This window comes from Micromonospora arida (assembly GCF_042873195.1).
In the GTDB taxonomy this organism is placed as follows: Bacteria; Actinomycetota; Actinomycetes; order Mycobacteriales; family Micromonosporaceae; genus Micromonospora; species Micromonospora arida.
The window spans coordinates 804,254-824,978 of the sequence record NZ_JBIALC010000002.1 but is presented as its reverse complement, the minus strand read 5'-3'; the positions used below and the strand labels follow the sequence as shown (position 1 = coordinate 824,978).

Below are 20,725 nucleotides of genomic sequence, written 5' to 3'. Positions count from 1 at the left end.
CGAGGAGCGCAGCGCAGCGGAGCCCCGCAGTCGTGAACGAAGACGGCCTGGTGAGCGCGAGGAGCGCAGCGCAGCGGAGCCCCGCAGTCGTGAACGAAGACGGCCTGGTGAGCGCGAGGAGCGCAGCGCAGCGGAGCCCCGCAGTCGTGAACGGCACCGGCAGGGTGAGCGCACGGGAGGCCGCCGCGAGCGTCGTGGACCCGGAGATCCGGGTCATCACCATCGACCAGCTGGGCATCCTGCGGGCGGTCGAGGAGGATCCGGCCAGTGGCCGGGTCACCGTCACCATCACCCCGACCTACACCGGCTGCCCTGCGATGGACGTGATCCGGGCCGACATCCGCCGCGCGCTCACCGCTGCCGGCCACCCGGACGCGGAGGTCCGGACCGTCTACAGCCCACCGTGGAGCACCGACTGGATCTCCGAGGGTGGGCTGGCCAAGCTCGCCGCCGCCGGGATCGCCCCGCCGCCCCCGGTGCGCACCACCGGCGTCGTGTCGCTGACGCTCGCGGTCCGCTGCCCGCAGTGCGGTTCGCCGGAGACCGAGCAGGTCAGCCGGTTCGGCTCCACCGCGTGCAAGGCGCTGTGGCGGTGCCGTTCCTGCTCCGAACCCTTCGACCACCTGAAGGCGCTGTGACTGTCACCATCACCCGCCCGGTTCGCCGCCGGCCGGTCTTCCACCCGTTGTCCGTCGCCGCCGTCGACCGGCTCACCGACGACTCCGTGGCGGTGACCTTCGCCGTGCCCGAGGAACTGCGGGAGACCTTCGCGTTCCGCGCCGGCCAGCACCTCACCGTGCGGCGAGCTGCGGAGGACGGCACGGACGTGCGCCGGTCGTACTCGATCTGCTCCACCCCGGACGACCTGGCCCGGCACGGCCGGTTGCGGATCGGAGTGCGGGAGATCCCCGGCGGCGCCTTCTCGGCGTTCGCGTGCGGGGCGCTGCGCGGCGGTGACACCGTCGAGGTGCTGCCACCGCTGGGCACCTTCACCACGGCGTTCGCGCCGGACCGGGTGCGGCATTACGGCGCGGTCGTCGCCGGCTCCGGGATCACCCCGGTGCTCGGGCTGGTCGCGACCGCCCTGGCCGTCGAGCCGGCCAGCACCTTCACCCTCGTGTACGGCAACCGCACGGCGAACACGGTGATGTTCGCCGAGGAGTTGGCCGACCTCAAGGACCGTCACCCCACCCGGCTGCACCTGGTGCACGTCCTCTCCCGGGAACAGGGCGAGTCGCCGCTGCTCTCCGGTCGGATCGACGCCGAGCGGCTGGGCCGGTTGCTGGGCACCATCGTGCCGGGCGACCTGATCGAGGAGTGGTTCCTCTGCGGCCCGTACGGCATGGTGGTCGACGTCCGGGACGTGCTGACCGCACGCGGGCTGCCCGAGTCGGCGGTGCACACCGAGCTGTTCCACGTCGACACGCCACCGGAGCCGGTGCGCCGACCCGTCGACCAGGTGGGCGCCGGGGCCGAGGTGACCATCGTGCTGGACGGCCGGTCGTCGAGCTTCACCATGGGTCGCGAGGAACGGGTGCTGGACGCCGCGCTGAAGGTGCGGGGTGAGCTGCCGTACGCCTGCAAGGGTGGCGTCTGCTCGACCTGCAAGGCGAAGGTCGTCGACGGCGCGGTCACGATGGCCCGCAACTACGCGCTGGAGCCCGACGAGCTGGCCGCCGGCTATGTGCTGACCTGCCAGTCCAGCCCGACCACCGACAGGCTCACTGTCGACTACGACGCGTGAGGGCGCCGAACGACCGGGAGTTCGTGGAGCGGTTCGCCGAGGTCACCGGGGGGCGACGCCCGACCAGTTACGTGGAGGGGTGGGAGCAGTTCATCCAGTTCTGCGAGGAGGGCTACGACGACAACCTCGACGAGTACTGGTTCGACCTCAGCATCCGGAACGCCATCGAGAGGCTTCTGACCGACGAACGGTTGTCCGGCTTCCCGCAGATGGAGTGGGTCCGGGAGCTCGCGGCGGAGCTGCGGGACACCTACGGAATACGCGTCGAGGTACGCGAGAGCTGACGGCGGCTGTGGGACGTGCCGCACCCGCCGGGGTCCGGCGGTCGAGTCGGGTGGGCCGACGTAGGCTCGGGGTGTGACGGTGAGCCGGGAGATCGACGACATCCTGCAGCGCGGCGCGGACGGCGGGCGGATCACGCCCGAGGAGGCGCTGCTGCTCTACACCGAGGCGCCCTTCCACGCGTTGGGCGAGGCGGCGGACGCTGTGCGTCGGCGACGCTACCCGGACAACGTCGTCACCTACCTGATCGACCGCAACATCAACTACACGAACGTCTGCGTGACGGCGTGCAAGTTCTGCGCCTTCTACCGCGCGCCCAAGCACAAGGAAGGGTGGACCCACCCGACCGAGGAGATCCTGCGCCGGTGCGGCGAGGCGGTCGAGCTTGGCGCCACCCAGGTGATGCTCCAGGGCGGGCACCACCCGGACTACGGCGTGGAGTACTACGAGGAGCTGTTCTCCTCGGTCAAGCAGGCGTACCCGCAGCTGGTCATCCACTCGATCGGCCCCAGCGAGATCCTGCACATGGCCAAGGTCTCCGGGGTGAGCCTGGACGAGGCCATCGCCCGGATCAAGACCGCCGGCCTGGACTCGATCGCCGGCGCCGGCGCGGAGATGCTGCCCGAGCGGCCCCGCAAGGCGATCGCCCCCCTCAAGGAGTCGGGCGAGCGGTGGCTGGAGGTCATGGAGCTGGCCCACCGGCAGGGCATCGAGTCGACCGCCACCATGATGATGGGCACCGGCGAGACGCACGCCGAGCGGATCGAGCACCTGCGCATGATCCGTGACGTGCAGGACCGCACCCGCGGTTTCCGGTCCTTCATCCCGTGGACGTACCAGCCGGAGAACAACCACCTGAAGGGCCGCACCCAGGCGACCACCCTGGAATACCTGCGCCTGGTCGCTGTGGCCCGGCTCTTCTTCGAGACCGTGCCGCACCTGCAGGCGTCCTGGTTGACCACCGGCAAGGACGTCGGGCAGCTCGCGTTGCACATGGGCGTGGACGACCTCGGCTCGATCATGCTGGAGGAGAACGTCATCTCCTCCGCCGGTGCCCGGCACCGCTCCAACCTGCACGAGCTGATCGGCATGATCCGCTCGGCGGACCGGATCCCGGCGCAGCGCGACACCCTCTACAACCGGCTCGCCGTGCACCACACGCCGGCCGACGACCCGACCGACGAGCGGGTGGTGTCGCACTTCTCCTCGATCGCGCTGCCCGGCGGTGGCGCGGGGAAGTCCCTGCCGCTGGTGGACGCGCACTGACCGCTCGACTCCGCGACATCCGACGGCCCGCCAGCTGAACGGTCACCCACGGATCTCGATTCGGTGAATGTTGTGCCGGCGGCCACCGTCGATCCGGCACAACAACCGTCATCAATCCGGACAATCCCCGAGTCACTCGCGGCATCCCGGCCGGCTTCGCCCAGGTCGGGGCTGGCGGGAGTGATCGAGGCCCGCTAACGTCCCCGCCCGTACCTTTTCTCTAGCCTGCGGGGGCCTTCCATGACCTTTCGTAACCGGCCGCTGGCGCGGCTCGGCGCGGTCGCGCTGCTTGCTGGCGGTCTGTGCGTGATGGCCGCCGCGCCAGCCACTGCCGCACCCGACAGTGCCGACCTTTCGATCAAGGCCGTCGTCGGCACGAAGGTCGCCGAGGGACAGCAGGTCAAGACGGCGTTCGCCAAGGTCACGAACGGTGGTCCGGGCACGCCGAGCTCACTGGTGGTCAAGGCCGACACGTCGCAGATCGATTGGGACACGATGGCGGTCTTCCCGGCCGGCGGCGACTGTAGCGGCGAGGGCGCCGGCAAACCCGCGCTCTGGACCTGTGTCGTGGCGCCGGAGGACATCCCCGGGCCAGGGGAGACCGTTGAGCTGCCGATTGTGCTGATCAAGCGGACGGTGGCAGTCGACGAGCCGTACTCTGCGCCGATCACGGTGACCATCGAGTCGCCGAGCGACACCACACCGGGCAACAACTCGGCCACCGCTCGCATCGACGTCAGCAACGAGAGCGGCGTCGACGTGGGCGTGATCGCGACCGACGTCAAGACCGCGCTCCGCCTGGTCGACGGCGTGATGACGGAACAGGCTCCGCTGTACGCGGGTGACAACGCCGTCTTCGTCGGTGAGATCGTCAACCAGGGCGACAGGATCGCCAAGGGTCTCGAGTTCACGGTGCAACTGCCGAAGGGCGTCACCTTCACCGAGCAGTACGAGCCCTGCGAGTACTCCGCCGACAAGCGCACCGTGACCTGCACCGACAAGGAATTCCTGTTCGGCGAGGCAGTCGGAGCGCTGATCACCTTCCCGATCGCGGTGGCGGCGGGCGTGACGGCCCCGGCTGCGCTGCCGGACGGCTCGCTGGCCGCCAAGGCGCTCGGTGTGGCCCCGGTAGGCACCCCGGTGCCCGGGGCGGCCCGCCGGAGTGCGATCAAGAACGTCAAGGCGGTGACCGCGGCTGAGGGTGTCACCGACGTGGACCCGTCGGACGACCGGGACGACTTTGCGGTCATCGTGGCCGCCAAGGCCGGCTCCGGCGGCGGCGACAACCCCGGCGACAACCCTGGTGAGGGTGGCCAGGGCGGCTCCGGCGGCGGCCTGCCCGTCACCGGTGTGCAGGCGGGTCTGATCGGCGGAATCGGTGCGGCGGTGCTGATCACCGGTGGTGTGATGGTGCTGGTCGCGCGTCGGCGCCGGGTGGTGCTGGTAACGCCGGGCGACGAGCGTACGGCCGGCTGAGGCGGTCCTCCATCGACCCATGAGGGTCGTTCATATAACGCACGGCAGTACGGGCGGGATGGGTGACCATCCCGCCCGTACTGTCTGCCCAGCTCGGACCGGACGGATGAAAACGGTCTGGCGGCTGGCGTGGAAGATCGGCCTCCGATAACGTCCGCTCGTTCCGCAACCACTCTTTCTTCCCTACCCCCGGGGGACTGATGACAGCGTTCCACCGCTCGACGCTGGTGCGCGCCAGTGTCGTGGCGCTGCTCGCGGCCGGCGGCATCGCCGCCGTGGCCGCTCCGGTGCTGGCGGCCGAAGAGGCCGATCTGGCCCTGGTGCCGCTCAGCTACAACCTGGCCAAGGGTGTCACGGAGGCCAAGAGCAAGCCGTTCAAGTTCTCGGTCGACAACACCCGGAGCAAGGAAGACGCCAAGGGTGTCAGCTACACCGTGGACACCAGCAAGCTGAAGACGAACAAGGTCCGGGTCGTGGTGCCCGACGGCTGCCGGGTGAACGGCAAGAAGTTCACCTGCCGCCTCGGCGACCTGGCCGCCGGCACCAGCGAGGACTTCGGTATTCCGATCTTCTCCACCGGTGGTAAGGGCGCCGCCGGCACGTTGGTGGTCACCATCCGCTCGGCCACCGAGGACCCCAACGAGGAAGACAACAGGGTCGAGCACGACATCACCGTCACCGAGCCCGGGTACGACCTGACCAGCTGGGTGCAGGACGTCAACGCGAACGTCGTGGTGAACGGCGTCAACGGCGACGACCCCGACCTTCGGCCGGTGCGGCCGGGCGAGACGGTGCCGGTCGACTGGGCGGTCTACAACGACGGCAGCCGCAAGGCCACCGGTCTCGCCTATGTGCTCACCCTCCCGGCGGGCGTCACCTTCGACACCCTGCCGGACACGTGCACCACGCAGACCTTCGGCGTGGCTCAGGCGCTCTGCCAGGACGACGGCGCGGTGATCCGGCCCGGTGACTACTACACGGCGGACATCAAGGTGACCGTGGGCAAGGACGTCACCGAGCCGGTGCTGCGGGTCGGCGAGCTGGTGGCGCATGGCCTGGACGCGGCAGCCGGCAAGCCCGAGGAGCAGCCGCGGCGGGCCAGCACCGCCCAGCGGAAGGCCTTCACCGAGGTCGACGAGGGCGACAACCAGGCGATCTTCGACGTCTTCGTCGACCTGGCCGTCGACCCGACGCCGACGCCGACGGCCACCCCGACGGGGACGCCGACGCCCACGGTCACTCCGACCGAGTCGCCGACGCCGACGCCGACGGTAACTCCGACGGAGACGCCTACGCCGACGGAGACGCCGACGCCGACGGAGACGCCGACGCCGACGGAGACGCCGACGCCGACGGAGACGCCTACGCCGACGCCGACCCCGACGGAGACGCCGACCCCGACGGAGACACCGACCCCGACGCCGACGGTCACTCCGACGGAGACGCCGACCCCGACGCCGACGGTCACGCCGACGCCGACGCCGACGGTCACTCCGACGGAGACGCCCACGGTTACGCCGACCCCGACCCCGACCGCAACGGAGACGCCGACGGTCACGCCGACCGCGACGGTCACCCCGACCGCGACGCCGACGGTCACCCCGACCGCCACGGCCACGCCGACGCCGATCCCCAGCGGTACGGCGACGCCGGGCACTACCGTCTCGCCGGGTGCCGGTGGCGGTTCCGCCGGTGGTGGCTCGGGCGGTGGCGGCCTGCCGGTGACCGGTGTGCAGGTCGGCCTGATCGGTGGCATCGGCGTGATCATTCTGCTGGTGGGTGGGGCGCTGCTGGTGCTCACCCGTCGCCGCAAGGTGGTCCTGGTCTCGCCGACCGACGAGAAGTCGACCGACTGACACCGGTGCTCTGACCAGCGCAGGCGAGGCGCGACCGCGACGGGTGCGGTGGCGGCAGGCGTGCTGACCGAGGTGTCACGGACGCGGGCACGACGCGAGGGCGGGGTGGGCGACCACCCCGCCCTTTCGCGTACGGGGTGCGTGCCGCCCACCCAGCGAACGTCGGGTGGCGGGCGGCTGGCAGAGTGAGGGGGTGAGCCGTACCCCGCAGGGCCAGCGCGCCAGTCTGGACAAGCAGCCGCACGAGGTCGCCGCGATGTTCGACGGCGTGGCAGAGCGTTACGACCTGACCAACACGGTGATCTCGCTGGGCCAGGATCGCTCCTGGCGCCGGTCCACCCGGGCGGCGCTCGGGCTGCGGCCGGGCGAGCGGGTGCTGGACGTGGGCGCGGGCACCGGCGTCTCGACGCGCGAGCTGGCCCAGTCCGGGGCGTACGCGGTCGGGGTCGACCTGTCACTCGGCATGCTGCACACCGGCAAGCGGGCCCGGCCCGAGGTGCCGCTGCTGGCGGGAGACGCGCTGCGGCTGCCGTTCGCCGACGCCAGCTTCGACGCGGTGACCATCTCCTTTGCGCTGCGCAACGTCAACGACACCGACGCGGCGTTGCGTGAGCTGGCCCGGGTGACCCGGCCGGGCGGCCGGCTGGTGGTCTGCGAGTTCAGCACCCCGGTCAACCCGGTCTTCCGGACGGTCTACCTGTCGTACCTGATGCGGTCGCTGCCCGCGGTGGCCCGCACGGTGTCGAGCAACCCCGAGGCGTACGTCTACCTCGCCGAGTCGGTCCGGGCCTGGCCGGCGCAGTCCGCGCTGGCCGGCCGGGTGGCCGCGGCCGGGTGGGGGCGCGTGGCGTGGCGCAACCTGACCGGTGGCGTGGTGGCCCTGCACCGGGGGATCCGCGAGTAGCGGGGGACCGCACCAACCGGTACGGACATTATTCAGGTTCCGTAAATATCGGACTTGGTCCACTTTGCCCGTTACGCTCGATCGCATGACCGGAGCAGACCCGGCGGACCCGGTGGCCGCGACCGACGACGACGCGGCCGAACTCATCACCCAGTTGCGCGAGTTGGCCGGGGCCGACCCGGTGGAGGTCCGGCAGGTGGTCGCCGAGGTGTTGGCGGCACTGGACCGGGCGGCGGGTGGGGCGCTCCGCGAGCATCTACCGGAGACGATTCGGGTCGACGCGGGCCTCGACGCCTCCAGCCCGGCCTGACACCCGACCGCTGTGGACGATGGTTAGCTGTCACATCCGCGAGTTAGGTACCCCTGATCCTGCGCTGGTATGACGCCGGTCATACACTCGTCCCGTCTGGCTTGTGAAGCATTTCACGAGCGTGCGGGAGGAGGCGCGAATGACCGCGGTTGAACACGACGCCGACGTCATTGTCGTGGGCGCCGGTCCCGGTGGGTCAGCGACTGCGTACCACCTGGCTCGGCACGGCGTACGGGTGCTGTTGTTGGAGAAGACCGAGTTCCCCCGGGAGAAGGTCTGCGGCGACGGGTTGACCCCGCGCGCGGTGCGCCAGCTCATCCGGATGGGTGTGGACACCTCGCCCGAGGCGGGCTGGCTGCACAACCGCGGCCTGCGGGTCATCGGCGGCGGGGTGCGCCTCGAACTGGACTGGCCGGAGCTGGCCAGCTTCCCCAACTACGGTCTGGTGCGCACGCGCCTGGACTTCGACGACCTGCTCGCCCAGCGGGCGGTGGCCGCCGGCGCGAAACTGCGGACCAGCGTCAACGTGCTGGGCCCGGTACTCGACGGCGACGGCCGCGTCACCGGCGTCGAGGCGGAGGTCGGGCCGGGCAAGGAGCCCACCACCTTCCACGCGCCGCTGGTCGTCGCGGCGGACGGCGTCTCCGGCCGGTTCCCGCTCGCGCTCGGGCTGGCCAAGCGGGAGGACCGGCCGATCGGCGTGGCCGTCCGCCGCTACTACCGCTCGCCGGCCAAGCACGAGGACAACTACCTGGAGTCCTGGCTGGAGCTGCGCAGCAAGGACAGCGGCGACAACCTGCTTCCCGGGTACGGCTGGATCTTCGGCCTCGGTGACGGGCGGGTCAACGTCGGGCTCGGCGTGCTCAACTCGTCCTCGGCGTTCGGCAAGACCAACTACCGCCGGCTGCTCACCGACTGGCTCGCCAACACCCCGGAAGACTGGGGAATGACCGACGAGACCAACGCCGACGGCCCGATCCTCGGTGCCGCGCTGCCGATGGGCTTCAACCGGGTGCCCCACTACACCCGGGGCGTGCTGCTGGTCGGCGACTCGGGCGGCATGGTCAACCCGTTCAACGGCGAGGGCATCGCGTACGCGATGGAGTCCGGCGAACTGGCCGCGGAGGTCATGGTCCAGGCCCTCGCCCGGCCGGCCGGCCCGGAACGCGAGCGCGCGCTGTTGGCGTACCCGAACGAGCTGAAGGCCCGGCTCGGCGGCTACTACCGGCTGGGCGGGATCTTCGTGAAACTGATCGGCCGCCCCGAGATCATGCGGATCGCCACCAAACACGGCATGCCGCACCCGACGCTGATGCGTTTCGTGCTCAAGCTGTTGGCCAACCTGACCGATCCGCGCGGCGGGGATGCGATGGACCGGGTCATCAACGCGATGACGAAGGCCGCCCCAGCCGTATAAGTAGGACGGCATCGGCGCTGGTCACGGCGCCGATGCCGACAAAGATCGACCCCCGCCGACTGCCACTGCGAGGGACGTGAATAGTGTGATTTTCGTCAAGCACCGAGGGCAGGGAAGGACGAGCAGGAGAAAACGATGTCGCTCTCGCCTTATGCACCGATCATCGGGCTGTTCGCCCTCGCCGCGGCGTTCTCGCTGTTTTCCGTCGGCGCCGCCCGCTTCGCCGGTCCCCGTCGCTACAACAAGGCCAAACTCGAGGCTTACGAGTGCGGCATCGAGCCCAGCCCGCAGCCGGTCGGCGGCGGGCGGTTCCCGATCAAGTTCTACCTGACGGCGATGCTCTTCATCGTCTTCGACATCGAGATCATCTTCCTCTACCCCTGGGCGGTCTCGTTCGACGCTCTGCCGATCTTCGGCTTCGTGGAGATGGTCCTGTTCATCGTCGCGGTCTTCGTTGCGTACGCCTACGTGTGGCGGCGCGGCGGCCTGGACTGGGACTGAGGAAGGAACGTCAGATGGGCATCGAGGAGAAGCTTCCCGCCGGCGTCCTGCTCACCTCGGTGGAAAAGCTGGTCAACTGGTCTCGGAAGTCGTCCGTGTGGGGCGCCACCTTCGGCCTGGCCTGCTGCGCCATCGAGATGATGGCCGCCGGTGGTCCGCACTACGACATGGGCCGCTGGGGCATGGAGGTCTTCCGGGCATCGCCCCGGCAGGCCGACCTGATGATCGTGGCCGGCCGGGTGAGTCAGAAGATGGCCCCGGTGCTGCGCCAGATCTACGACCAGATGGCCGAGCCGCGCTGGGTGCTCTCGATGGGCGTCTGCGCCAGCAGCGGCGGCATGTTCAACAACTACGCGATCGTGCAGGGCGTCGACCACGTCGTGCCGGTCGACATGTACCTGCCCGGCTGTCCGCCCCGGCCGGAGATGCTCATCGACGCGATCCTCAAGCTCCGCGAGAAGATCATGTATGAGCCGCTGGGCCCGAACGGCCGCAAGATGCTGGCGGCCCGCCAGGAGCGCGGCGACGTTCCGGTCGTGCCCTACGGCTCGATGCCCTCCTCGTACCGCAGCGACAAGGCCCGGCGCGCCGAGTGGACCCGGGCGGTCCGCGAGGGCCGCGAGGAGCAGCTGCGCATCGAGAACTGGATGAACGCTCAGAACCACCTCCACCCGCAGGCAGGCCCGAAATGACGTCACCCACCGACAAGCCAAACGACGGCGGAGTGCCGGTCCCGGTGACGCCGGTCGGCGCCAGCAGCACCGCCCCCGCCGAGTACCCGCCGGCCAGCCCGGCGGGTCGCGGGATGTTCGGCAACCAGGGCACCGGCGACGTGTCCGGCTACGGCGGCCTGGTCCGCCAGCGCCAGCCCATCGAGGAGGCGTCCCGGCCGTACGGGGGCTACTTCGACGAGGTCCGCGACGCGCTGGAGGAGGCGTACCCGGCCTTCAACGACGCGATCGAGAAGGTCGTGGTCGACCGGGGTGAGCTGACCCTGCACGTACGCCCGGAGCGGATCGCCGAGGTCTGCCAGGTGATGCGGGACGACCTGGCGCTGCGGTTCGAGCTGTGCTCCTCGGTGTCCGGTGCGGACTACCTGGGCGCCGACGAGCGCCGGTTGCACGTGGTCTACCTGCTCACCTCGATGACGTACCGGCGGCGGGTCCGGCTGGAGGCCGCGGTCTCCGTCGAGGCCCCGCACCTGCCCAGCGTGACCGCGATCTACCCGACGGCGGACTGGCAGGAGCGCGAGGCGTACGACATGTTCGGCATCGTCTTCGACGGCCACCCCAACCTGACCCGGATCCTCATGCCGGACGACTGGGAGGGCCACCCGCAGCGCAAGGACTACCCACTCGGCGGCGTCCCCGTCGAGTACAAGGGCGCGGAGATCCAGCCGCCGAGCGAGCGGAGGTCGTACCAGTGACGACGTCGAACTACGCCAGCGAGCGCGAGACCGACGAGGGTCGGGTCTTCACCGTCACCGGTGGGGACTGGGACACGATCGTCTCGGGCACCGACCCGATCAACGATGAGCGGATCGTGGTCAACATGGGTCCGCAGCACCCGTCCACGCACGGGGTGCTGCGGCTGATCCTGGAGCTGGAGGGCGAGACGGTCCGCGAGGCCCGCTCGGTCGTCGGCTACCTGCACACCGGCATCGAGAAGAACCTCGAATACCGCAACTGGGTCCAGGGTTCGACGTTCGTGACCCGGATGGACTACCTCGCCCCGATCTTCAACGAGACGGCGTACGCCCTCGCGGTCGAGAAGCTGCTCGGCATCACCGACGACATCACCGAGCGGGCCACCACGATCCGCGTGCTGATGATGGAGCTCAACCGGATCTCGTCGCACCTGGTCTGGTTGGCCACCACCGGCATGGAGCTGGGCGCGATCTCGATCATGCTCTACGGCTTCCGCGAGCGGGAGTACATCCTCGACATCTTCGAGACCATCACCGGCCTGCGGATGAATCACGCGTACGTCCGGCCGGGCGGGGTGGCGCAGGACGTGCCGGACGAGGCGATCGTCAAGATCCGCGAGTTCCTCAAGATGATGCCGAAGAAGCTCAAGGAGTACGAGGACCTCCTCTCCGGGCAGCCGATCTGGACCGAGCGGACGAAGGGCGTCGCGGTGCTGGACGTCACCGGCTGCGTGGCCCTCGGCATCACCGGCCCGGTGCTGCGCTCCGCCGGCCTCGCCTGGGACCTGCGCAAGACCATGCCGTACTGCGGTTACGAGACGTACGAGTTCGACGTGCCGACCCATCCCGACGGTGACGTGTGGGGTCGCTACCAGGTCCGGCTCGCCGAGATCCGGGAGTCGATGAAGCTGGTCGAGCAGGCGCTGGACCGGCTCAAGCCGGGTCCGGTGATGGTCGCCGACCGCAAGATCGCCTGGCCGGCCCAATTGGCCATCGGCGTGGACGGCATGGGCAACTCCCTGGAGCACGTCGCGAAGATCATGGGTCAGTCGATGGAGTCGCTGATCCACCACTTCAAGCTGGTGACCGAGGGCTTCCGGGTCCCGCCCGGCCAGGTGTACGTCGCCATCGAGGCGCCCCGGGGCGAGCTGGGCGTCCACGCGGTCTCCGACGGTGGCACCCGGCCCTACCGGGTGCACTACCGGGAGCCCAGCTTCGTCAACCTCCAGGCCCTCCCTGCGATGGCCGAGGGCGGCCTGATCGCCGACGTGATCGCCGGCGGCGCCTCGTTGGACCCGGTGATGGGTGGTTGTGACCGATGAGTGTTGTTTTCAGTGACGAGACCCGGGAGCGGGCGCGCGAGATCATCGCCCGTTACCCGGCGGACCGGTCCCGTTCGGCGCTGCTGCCGCTGCTGCACCTGGTGCAGGCCGAGGAGGGGTACGTCTCCCCGTCCGGGGTCGCCTTCTGCGCCGAGGTGCTCGGGCTGAACAAGGCCCAGGTCGGCGCGGTGGCCACCTTCTACACGATGTACAAGCGCAAGCCGACCGGTGACTTCCTGGTCAGCGTCTGCACCAACACCATGTGCAACGTGCTCGGTGGCCAGGAGGTCTACGACACCCTCGCCGAGCACCTGGGCGTCGGGCACGACGAGACCACCGCCGACGGCACGATCACGCTGGAGCACGCCGAGTGCCTGGCGGCGTGCGACTACGGGCCGGTGATGACTGTCAACTACGACTTCTTCGACGGCGTGGACGCGTCCACAGCGGTCGGTGTCGTGGACGAGCTGCGGGCGGGCGGGCGGCCGATGCCGACCCGCGGCGCCCGGCTCTGCACGCTCAAGGAGATGGCGGTGCAGCTCGCCGGTTTCGCCGACGAGCGCGACGGCGCGGTCGCCGACGGCGGGCCGGGCGAGCCCACCCTGCGCGGGCTGCGGCTGGCCCAGCAACACGGCGTCTCGGTGCCGGGCTTCGACCCGAACACCCCGATCCGCAGCAAGGCCGAGGCCGACAAGGCCGCCGCCGAGGCGAAGGCGAAGGCGGAGGCGGAGGCCGCCAAGCCGGCGCCCGTCGAGGCCAGCACGGCGCCGGTCAAGGGTGGCGACGGGGCGTCCGCTCCGACGGGGGCGGCCGGGGTCGCCGGGCCGGCGAAGCCGGCGGAGGCCACCGGGCCGGCGAAGCCGGCAGAGGCCAGTGGCAGCACCACGCGGGACGTCAAGGCACCGGACGACAAGTCGCCGCAGGTGCGTACCGCCGAGACCCGGCAGCCGGACGCGGACACGGCAGTGCCGGACGCCCCTGGCACGAAGGTCCCGACGGACCGCACCGGCACCGCGCCCGAGGCTGGCGACGCGCGGTCGGCCGAGGCCGCCGGCGTGGCGGCCAACGCGCCGGCCGGCGACGGCAAGCCCGCCGGCGACGAGGCCGGGGCGCAGGAGCGCAACCTCACCGAAGCGAAGGCTGGGACGGACGCCGACGGCGCCGGACCGGCGGACGCGAACGAAACGGGGGCCCAGAAGTGACCACTCCCCGCCCGGAGACGCTGGCCAAGCTGACGCCGGTGCTGACCAAGCGCTGGCTGTCGCCGGACGCCTGGCGCATCGGCACGTACGAGCAGTTGGACGGCTACGCCGCGCTGCGCAAGGCGCTCAAGGCGCACCCGGACGACCTGATCCAGCTGATCAAGGATTCCGGGCTGCGGGGCCGAGGCGGTGCCGGCTTCCCCACCGGCCTCAAGTGGGGCTTCATTCCGCAGGGCGACGGCAAGCCGCACTACCTGGTGGTCAACGCCGACGAGGGCGAGCCGGGCACCTGCAAGGACCTGCCGCTCATGACCCACGACCCGCACGCGCTGGTCGAGGGCGTCATCATCGCGTCGTACGCGATCCGGGCCGCCCGCGCCTACATCTACATCCGGGGCGAGGCGGTGCACGCCGCGCGTCGGCTGCGCAACGCGGTCCAGGAGGCGTACGACAAGGGTTACCTGGGCCGGAACATCCTGCGCAGTGGCTACGACCTGGAGTTGGTGGTGCACTCCGGCGCCGGGGCGTACATCTGCGGCGAGGAGACGGCGCTGCTGGACTCGCTGGAGGGGTTCCGGGGTCAGCCCCGGCTGCGCCCGCCGTTCCCGGCCACCCACGGCCTGTACGCGAGCCCGACGGTGGTGAACAACGTCGGCACCATCGCCAGCGTGCCGCCGATCGTGCTCGGTGGGGCCGACTGGTGGAAGAGCATGGGCACCGAGAAGTCCTCCGGGCCGATGATCTACTCGCTCTCCGGCCGGGTCGCCAACCCGGGCCAGTACGAGTGCTCGATGGGTGTCACGCTGCGCGAGCTGCTGGAACTGGCCGGTGGCATGCAGCCCGGCCACAACCTGCGGTTCTGGACCCCGGGTGGCTCGTCCACCCCGCTGCTCGCCGCGGAGCACCTGGACGTGCCACTGGACTTCGAGGGGGTGGCGGCGGCCGGCTCGATCCTCGGCACCACGGCCACCCAGATCTTCTCCGACCAGGACTGCCCGGTCTACGCGACGTACCGGTGGCTGGAGTTCTACCACCACGAGTCGTGCGGCAAGTGCACCCCGTGCCGGGAGGGCAACTACTGGATGGTCCGGGTCTACCGGCGGATCCTCGCCGGCCAGGGCACCCACGAGGACCTGGACACCCTGCTGGACACCTGCGACAACATCCTCGGCCGCTCGTTCTGCGGTCTGGGTGACGGCGCGACCAGCTCGGTGACCTCCTCTCTGCAGTACTTCAAGCAGGACTACCTCGACTACATCGAGGGTCGGACCGCACCCAAGCTGTCGGAGAAGACCCTGGTAGGGGCGCACTGATGAGCGCGAGGAACGAGCTTGCGAGTCCCGCAGTCGCGAATGGAAGGCGACTCTGATGACCGACGTAGCCAAGCAGACCGAGACCGTCACCCTCACCATCGACGGCGTCGAGGTCACCGCCCCCAAGGGGACGCTGCTGATCCGGGTCGCCGAGCAGATGGGCACCGAGATCCCCCGGTTCTGCGACCACCCGCTGCTGGCCCCGGCCGGCGCGTGCCGGCAGTGCCTGGTCGAGGTGGAGGGCCAGCGCAAGCCGGTGGCCTCCTGCACCCAGACCGTCGCCGACGGCATGGTCGTGCGTACCCAGATCACCTCCCCGGTGGCCAAGAAGGCGCAGGAGGGGGTGATGGAGCTGCTGCTGCTCAACCACCCGCTGGACTGCCCGATGTGTGACAAGGGCGGCGAGTGCCCGCTCCAGAACCAGGCGATGTCCACCGGCCGCACCGACTCGCGCTTCCACGAGCACAAGCGGGAGTACGAGAAGCCGATGGCGATCAGCAGCCAGGTGCTGCTGGACCGCGAGCGTTGCGTGCTCTGCCAGCGGTGCACCCGGTTCTCCGAGGAGATCGCCGGCGACAAGTTCATCGACCTGATGGGCCGGTCGTCCGCCGAGGAGATCAACATCTACCGGGACGACGCGTACGGCGAGGAGGGCGACGCGGGGGATGTCCCGTTCAACTCCTACTTCTCCGGCAACACCGTGCAGATCTGCCCGGTGGGTGCGCTGACCGGTGCCCAGTACCGCTTCCGCGCCCGCCCGTTCGACCTGGTCTCCAGCCCGAGCGTCTGCGAGCACTGCTCGGCCGGCTGCGGGCAGCGCACCGACTGGCGGCGTGGCAAGGTGCTGCGCCGGCTGGCCGGCGACGAGCCGGCGGTGAACGAGGAGTGGAACTGCGACAAGGGCCGCTGGGGCTTCCAGTACACCCGGGCCGCCGACCGGCTGACCACTCCGCTGGTTCGCGACGAGCACACCGGTGAGCTGCGCGAGGCGTCCTGGAGTGAGGCGCTCACCGTCGCCGCCGAGGGGCTGCACATCGCTCGGGAGGGCGGGCAGGGCACTGCGGTGCTCACCGGCGGTCGGCTGACCGTCGAGGACGCGTACGCCTACGCCAAGTTCGCCCGGGTCGCGTTGAACACCAACGACATCGACTTCCGGGCCCGCCCGGTCTCCCGCGAGGAGGCCGACTTCCTGGCCAGCTCGGTCGCCGGGGTCACCGACGTCACCTACACGGACGTGGAGAACGCGCCGGCGGTGGTGCTGGTGGGCCTGGAGCCCGAGGAGGAGTGCCCGATCCTCTTCCTGCGGCTGCGCAAGGCGTACCTGAAGAAGACCCTGACGGTGTACGCGCTGGCGCCCTTCGCCACCCGCGGCCTGGAGAAGCTCGGTGCCAAGCTGGCCCGGGTGGTGCCGGGCGAGGAGGCCAGCGTGCTCGCCGAGCACGCCACGGTCAGCGAGGCGCTGAGCGCACCGGGCGCGATCCTGATCGTCGGCGAGCGGTTGGCCACCGTGCCGGGCGGGCTCTCCGCCGCGGCCGACGTGGCCCGGCGTACCGGCGCGAAGCTGGCCTGGGTGCCGCGGCGCGCGGGTGACCGCGGCGCTGTCGACGCGGGCTGCCTGCCCAACCTGCTCCCCGGTGGACGCCTGGTCACCGAGCCGGCCGCCCGGGCCGAGCTGGGTGAGGCGTGGGACATCCCGGCCGGGGTGATCCCGAGCCAGGCCGGTCGGGACACCGACGGCATCCTGACGGCGGCCGCCAACGGGCAGCTCGGCGCGCTGGTCGTCGGCGGTGTCGACCCGGCCGACCTGGCCGACCCGCGACTGGCCGAGTCCGCCCTGGACGCGGTGCCGTTCCTGGTCAGCCTCGAGCTGCGCGCCAGCGCGGTGACCCGGCGGGCGAACGTGGTGCTGCCGGTCGCCCCGGTGGCCGAGAAGGCCGGAAGCTTCCTGGACTGGGAGGGCCGGCTGCGTCCGTTCGAGGCGGTGCTGAACACCGCCGCGATGACCGACGGTCGGGTGCTCGACGCGCTGGCCGCGCTGCTCGACGTAAGCCTCGGCACGGCCGACGTGCTGAGCGTGCGCCGTGAGCTGGGCACGCTGCCGGCGACGCGGATGTCCCGGCCGGCCGCGCCGTCGGTCGCACCGGGCCGGGTGCCGCAGCCGAACGCCGGGGAGGCCGTGCTGTCCACCTGGCACCAGCTGGTGGACCTCGGCACCCTGACCGAGGGCGACGAAAACCTCGCCGGGACCGCCCGTCCGCCGGTGGTCCGGCTGGGTAAGGGCACCGCCGAGGCGCTCGGTGTGGTCGACGGTGACGCGGTCACGGTCGGCACCGACCGGGGGGCGCTGACCCTGCCGGCGGAACTCACCGAGATGCCGGACGGCGTGGTCTGGCTGCCGACCAACTCACCCGGCTCGACCGTGCGGCGCAGCCTCGGGGCGACGTCCGGCGCGGTCGTCCGGATCTCCGTCCCCGCACCGAGTACGGCCATCCCGGCCGGACGCGTGGCGGCCGACGAGACCGGTCTCCCGGGTCCGCTCCTCAACTCCGGGGGTAACCAGTGAGTGCGAGGAGTGAACGAGCGCAGCGAGTGAGCCCCGCAGTCGCGAACGAAAGGTGGGCACAGTGAGTCCCTCCTACCTGGCCCAGGATCCGACGCTGGCCGACTTCGGCCGGGATCCGTGGTGGCTGGTTCTCGGCAAGATTGTCTTCGCGTTCGCCTTCGGTCTGCTGGCCACCCTGCTCGGCGTCTGGTTCGAACGGCGCGTGGTCGGTTACATGCAGGTGCGGCCCGGCCCCAACCAGGTCGGCCCGTTCGGCCTGCTGCAGACCCTCGCCGACGGCCTGAAGATGGCCTTCAAGGAGGACATCCTCCCGAAGGCGGCCGACAAGGTCGTCTACTTCTTCGCTCCGACCATCTCGGTGATCTGCGCGGTCACCGCCCTGTCGGTGATCCCGTTCGGCCCGATGGTGAGCATCTTCGGTCACCAGACGCCGTTGCAGGTCACCGACGTGCCGGTGGCGGTGCTGCTGCTGCTCGCCTGCTCGTCGATGGGCGTCTACGGCATCGTGCTGGGCGGCTGGGCCTCCGGCTCGACGTACCCGCTGCTGGGTGGTCTCCGGTCGAGCGCCCAGATGATCTCCTACGAGGTCGCCATGGGGCTCAGCATCGTGGCGGTCTTCATGACCGCCGGCACGATGAGCACCAGCGGGATCGTCGCCGCTCAGGGCGACGGCACCCAGCTGACCGTCTTCGGCCAGACCATCCCGGCACCGGGCTGGTACGCGATCCTGCTGCTGCCGAGCTTCATCATCTTCTTCATCGCCACTGTGGGTGAGACCAACCGGGCGCCGTTCGACCTGCCCGAGGCCGAGTCCGAGCTGGTCGCCGGCTTCATGACGGAATACAGCTCGCTGAAGTTCGCGCTCTTCATGCTCAGCGAGTACGTCGCGATGGTGACCATGTCCGCGGTCACCACCACGCTGTTCCTGGGCGGTTGGCGAGCGCCCTGGCCGATCACCATCTGGGAGGGCGCCAACTCCGGTTGGTGGCCGATGCTCTGGTTCTTCGGCAAGGTGATCGCCCTGGTCTTCGTCTTCGTGTGGTTGCGTGGCACGCTGCCCCGTCTGCGCTACGACCAGTTCATGCGGCTCGGCTGGAAGGTGCTGCTGCCGATCAACCTGGCCTGGATCCTGGTCCTGTCGGGCCTGCGCTCCATCGAGGACTGGGACACCCGCGGCAAGATGATCGCCGTCGGCATCCCGGCCGGCATCCTGCTGATCGCCACGATCTTCTGGCCCAGCCGGCGGCCGAAGCCGAAGCCGACGACGCAGGAACAGGTCGACAACCGGCCGCACGGGAGCTTCCCGCTGCCACCGATGGATCTTCAGGTACCACCGAGCCCGCGCATCACGCGCGTGGTCGCCGAGCGGGAGCCGGCCAACATCGTTGCCGGCTCGGACTCCAGGGAGGTGTGACGTGGGCGCGATCACCGGAACGTTCAAGGGATTCGGTGTCACCTTCTCGCACATGTTCAGGAAGGTCGTCACGACCGACTACCCGTTCAAGCCGCCGGTGTCGGCGCCGCGCTACCACGGGCGGCACATCCTCAACCGGCACCCGGACGGCCTGGAGAAGTGCATCGGCTGCGAGCTGTGCGCCTGGGCCTGCCCGGCGGACGCGATCTACGTCGAGGGTGGCGACAACACCGACGAGCAGCGCTTCTCGCCGGGTGAGCGGTACGCCAGCATCTACCAGATCAACTACGCCCGCTGCATCTTCTGCGGGTTGTGCATCGAGGCCTGCCCGACCCGGTCGCTCACCATGAGCAACGAGTACGAGCTGGCCCGGGACAACCGGCAGGACCTGATCTTCACCAAGGAGCAGTTGCTCGCGCCGTTGCTGGAGGGCATGGAGCAGCCTCCGCACCCGATGCGGCTGGGTGACAGCGAGAAGGACTACTACGTCGGCGCGCTGGACAACCCGGGCACCTCCGCCGGTGCGGAGACGTCCCCGATGGGCCCCGGCCGCTACCAGGTCGAGGAGCACCCCGGCGTGACGTTCCCGGGCGCCGAGCAGGCCGCCCAGCGCGTCGCGGCCGGCAAGGGAGAGAAAGCATGACCACGTCTACGGTGCTCGCCGCGGCGGGTTCGGTCTCCACCGGCGAGGCGGTCACCTTCTGGATCCTCGCCCCGCTCGCGCTCATCGGCGCGATCGGGATGGTGGCCGCGCGCAACGCCGTGCACTCGGCGCTGTGGCTGGTGCTCACCATGCTCTGCCTGGGCGTGTTCTACGTCCTCCAGGCCGGTCCGTTCATCGGCATGGTGCAGATCATCGTCTACACCGGCGCGATCATGATGCTCTTCCTCTTCGTGCTGATGCTGGTCGGCCGCGACTCCACCGACTCGCTGATCGAGACGCTGCGCGGCCAGCGGGTCGCCGCGATCGTGCTCGGCCTGGGCTTCGCCGGTCTGGTCGGCACCGGGCTCTACCAGGCGCTGGACCGGACCAACACGGTCGGTCTGGAGCAGGTCAACGCCGAGGGGAACGTGCAGGGCATCGCCCGGCTGCTGTTCACCAAGTACGTCTTCGCGTTCGAGCTGACCTCGGCGCTGCTGATCACCGCGGCGGTCGGTGCCATGGTGCTGGCCCACGTCGAGCGGCGTAAGAAGGACAAGATCGACCAGGTGTCGACCATGAAGGCGCGCTTCGCCCCGGGCAACTACCCCGGCCCGAAGCCGGGTCCCGGCGTCTTCGCGACCTCCTCCTCGGTGGCCACCCCGGCCCGGCTGCCCGACGGTCGCCTGACCGACCGCAGCACCCCGGCGATCCTTCCGCAGCGCGAGCTGACCGCCGAGGAGACCTCGCTGAAGGGGACGGACAAGTAATGGAATCGTTCTTCTCGGTCGAGCCGACCTACTACCTCGTGCTCGCCGCGGTGCTGTTCACCATCGGCGCCGCCGGGGTGCTGGTCCGGCGCAACGCGCTCGTGCTGTTCATGTGCGTGGAGCTGATGCTCAACGCGGCCAACCTGACGCTGGTCACCTTCAGCCGGATCAACGGTGACCTCAACGGCCAGATCATGGCGTTCTTCGTGATGGTGGTGGCGGCGGCCGAGGTCGTGGTCGGGCTCGCGATCATCATGTCCATCTTCCGGACGCGACGCTCGGCGAGTGTCGACGACGCCAACCTGCTCAAGTACTAGAG

General features: G+C 70.2%; 19 protein-coding genes and 1 pseudogene. All 20 read left to right on the top strand.

Annotated elements, in window-relative coordinates; genetic code table 11:
• The first annotated feature begins 164 nt into the window (after positions 1-164).
• The 20 genes and pseudogenes from paaD to nuoK all read left to right on the top strand — a co-directional run bounded on the left by paaD (position 165) and on the right by nuoK (position 20,723).
• Positions 165-638: a 1,2-phenylacetyl-CoA epoxidase subunit PaaD gene (gene paaD, locus ACFYP0_RS10495; protein ID WP_355496178.1), complete on the top strand. Its 474-nt coding sequence runs from the start codon at positions 165-167 to the stop codon at positions 636-638.
• The gene (gene paaE, locus ACFYP0_RS10490; protein WP_124857724.1) at positions 635-1,744 is read left to right on the top strand and encodes a 1,2-phenylacetyl-CoA epoxidase subunit PaaE; all 1,110 of its coding nucleotides are present in this window, start codon (positions 635-637) and stop codon (positions 1,742-1,744) included. Before paaD ends, paaE begins: the two co-directional genes overlap by 4 nt.
• Positions 1,741-2,028, top strand: coding sequence for a hypothetical protein (locus tag ACFYP0_RS10485; RefSeq protein WP_356975847.1), 288 nt, complete (start codon positions 1,741-1,743; stop codon positions 2,026-2,028). Before paaE ends, ACFYP0_RS10485 begins: the two co-directional genes overlap by 4 nt.
• Positions 2,029-2,101: 73 nt before the next feature.
• A complete protein-coding gene (gene mqnC / locus ACFYP0_RS10480) occupies positions 2,102-3,292 on the top strand; it encodes a cyclic dehypoxanthinyl futalosine synthase (protein WP_124857720.1) in 1,191 nt (396 codons plus the stop codon).
• Positions 3,293-3,532: 240 nt separating this feature from the next.
• Complete coding sequence (locus tag ACFYP0_RS10475; RefSeq protein ID WP_356975849.1) at positions 3,533-4,768, top strand: hypothetical protein; 1,236 nt, start codon at positions 3,533-3,535, stop codon at positions 4,766-4,768.
• A 200-nt stretch (positions 4,769-4,968) separates the two neighbouring features.
• A pseudogene (locus tag ACFYP0_RS10470) lies at positions 4,969-6,015 on the top strand (cell wall anchor protein); the annotation flags it as partial.
• An 802-nt stretch (positions 6,016-6,817) separates the two neighbouring features.
• Complete coding sequence (locus ACFYP0_RS10465) at positions 6,818-7,528, top strand: demethylmenaquinone methyltransferase (protein ID WP_091395591.1); 711 nt, start codon at positions 6,818-6,820, stop codon at positions 7,526-7,528.
• An 85-nt stretch (positions 7,529-7,613) separates the two neighbouring features.
• Positions 7,614-7,838, top strand: coding sequence for a hypothetical protein (locus ACFYP0_RS10460; protein ID WP_355496117.1), 225 nt, complete (start codon positions 7,614-7,616; stop codon positions 7,836-7,838).
• 139 nt (positions 7,839-7,977) lie between these two features.
• Positions 7,978-9,255, top strand: coding sequence for a geranylgeranyl reductase family protein (locus tag ACFYP0_RS10455; protein ID WP_112585680.1), 1,278 nt, complete (start codon positions 7,978-7,980; stop codon positions 9,253-9,255).
• Positions 9,256-9,390: 135 nt separating this feature from the next.
• On the top strand, positions 9,391-9,756 hold the full coding sequence (locus ACFYP0_RS10450) for an NADH-quinone oxidoreductase subunit A (protein WP_007454588.1): 366 nt from the start codon (positions 9,391-9,393) through the stop codon (positions 9,754-9,756).
• 14 nt (positions 9,757-9,770) lie between these two features.
• Positions 9,771-10,448 (top strand): NuoB/complex I 20 kDa subunit family protein, encoded by a 678-nt coding sequence (locus ACFYP0_RS10445; protein ID WP_030486262.1) that lies wholly within the window; start codon positions 9,771-9,773, stop codon positions 10,446-10,448.
• A complete protein-coding gene (locus ACFYP0_RS10440; RefSeq protein WP_124857714.1) occupies positions 10,445-11,182 on the top strand; it encodes an NADH-quinone oxidoreductase subunit C in 738 nt (245 codons plus the stop codon). Before ACFYP0_RS10445 ends, ACFYP0_RS10440 begins: the two co-directional genes overlap by 4 nt.
• Positions 11,179-12,504: an NADH-quinone oxidoreductase subunit D gene (locus tag ACFYP0_RS10435; protein ID WP_386995390.1), complete on the top strand. Its 1,326-nt coding sequence runs from the start codon at positions 11,179-11,181 to the stop codon at positions 12,502-12,504. Before ACFYP0_RS10440 ends, ACFYP0_RS10435 begins: the two co-directional genes overlap by 4 nt.
• Entirely contained in the window at positions 12,501-13,706 is a 1,206-nt protein-coding gene (gene nuoE / locus ACFYP0_RS10430) for an NADH-quinone oxidoreductase subunit NuoE (protein ID WP_386995388.1), read from the top strand. The genes ACFYP0_RS10435 and nuoE overlap by 4 nt, the downstream gene beginning before the upstream one ends.
• A complete protein-coding gene (gene nuoF, locus ACFYP0_RS10425; protein WP_112585688.1) occupies positions 13,703-15,019 on the top strand; it encodes an NADH-quinone oxidoreductase subunit NuoF in 1,317 nt (438 codons plus the stop codon). The genes nuoE and nuoF overlap by 4 nt, the downstream gene beginning before the upstream one ends.
• Before the next feature lie 55 nt (positions 15,020-15,074).
• On the top strand, positions 15,075-17,582 hold the full coding sequence (locus ACFYP0_RS10420; RefSeq protein ID WP_124857708.1) for an NADH-quinone oxidoreductase subunit G: 2,508 nt from the start codon (positions 15,075-15,077) through the stop codon (positions 17,580-17,582).
• Between the two features lie 61 nt (positions 17,583-17,643).
• Positions 17,644-18,996: an NADH-quinone oxidoreductase subunit NuoH gene (gene nuoH, locus ACFYP0_RS10415; protein ID WP_124857706.1), complete on the top strand. Its 1,353-nt coding sequence runs from the start codon at positions 17,644-17,646 to the stop codon at positions 18,994-18,996.
• Between the two features lies 1 nt (position 18,997).
• The gene (gene nuoI / locus ACFYP0_RS10410) at positions 18,998-19,639 is read left to right on the top strand and encodes an NADH-quinone oxidoreductase subunit NuoI (protein ID WP_196920665.1); all 642 of its coding nucleotides are present in this window, start codon (positions 18,998-19,000) and stop codon (positions 19,637-19,639) included.
• On the top strand, positions 19,636-20,406 hold the full coding sequence (locus ACFYP0_RS10405; protein ID WP_355496127.1) for an NADH-quinone oxidoreductase subunit J: 771 nt from the start codon (positions 19,636-19,638) through the stop codon (positions 20,404-20,406). Before nuoI ends, ACFYP0_RS10405 begins: the two co-directional genes overlap by 4 nt.
• Positions 20,406-20,723, top strand: coding sequence for an NADH-quinone oxidoreductase subunit NuoK (gene nuoK, locus ACFYP0_RS10400; protein ID WP_112638712.1), 318 nt, complete (start codon positions 20,406-20,408; stop codon positions 20,721-20,723). Before ACFYP0_RS10405 ends, nuoK begins: the two co-directional genes overlap by 1 nt.
• Positions 20,724-20,725: the final 2 nt, after the last annotated feature.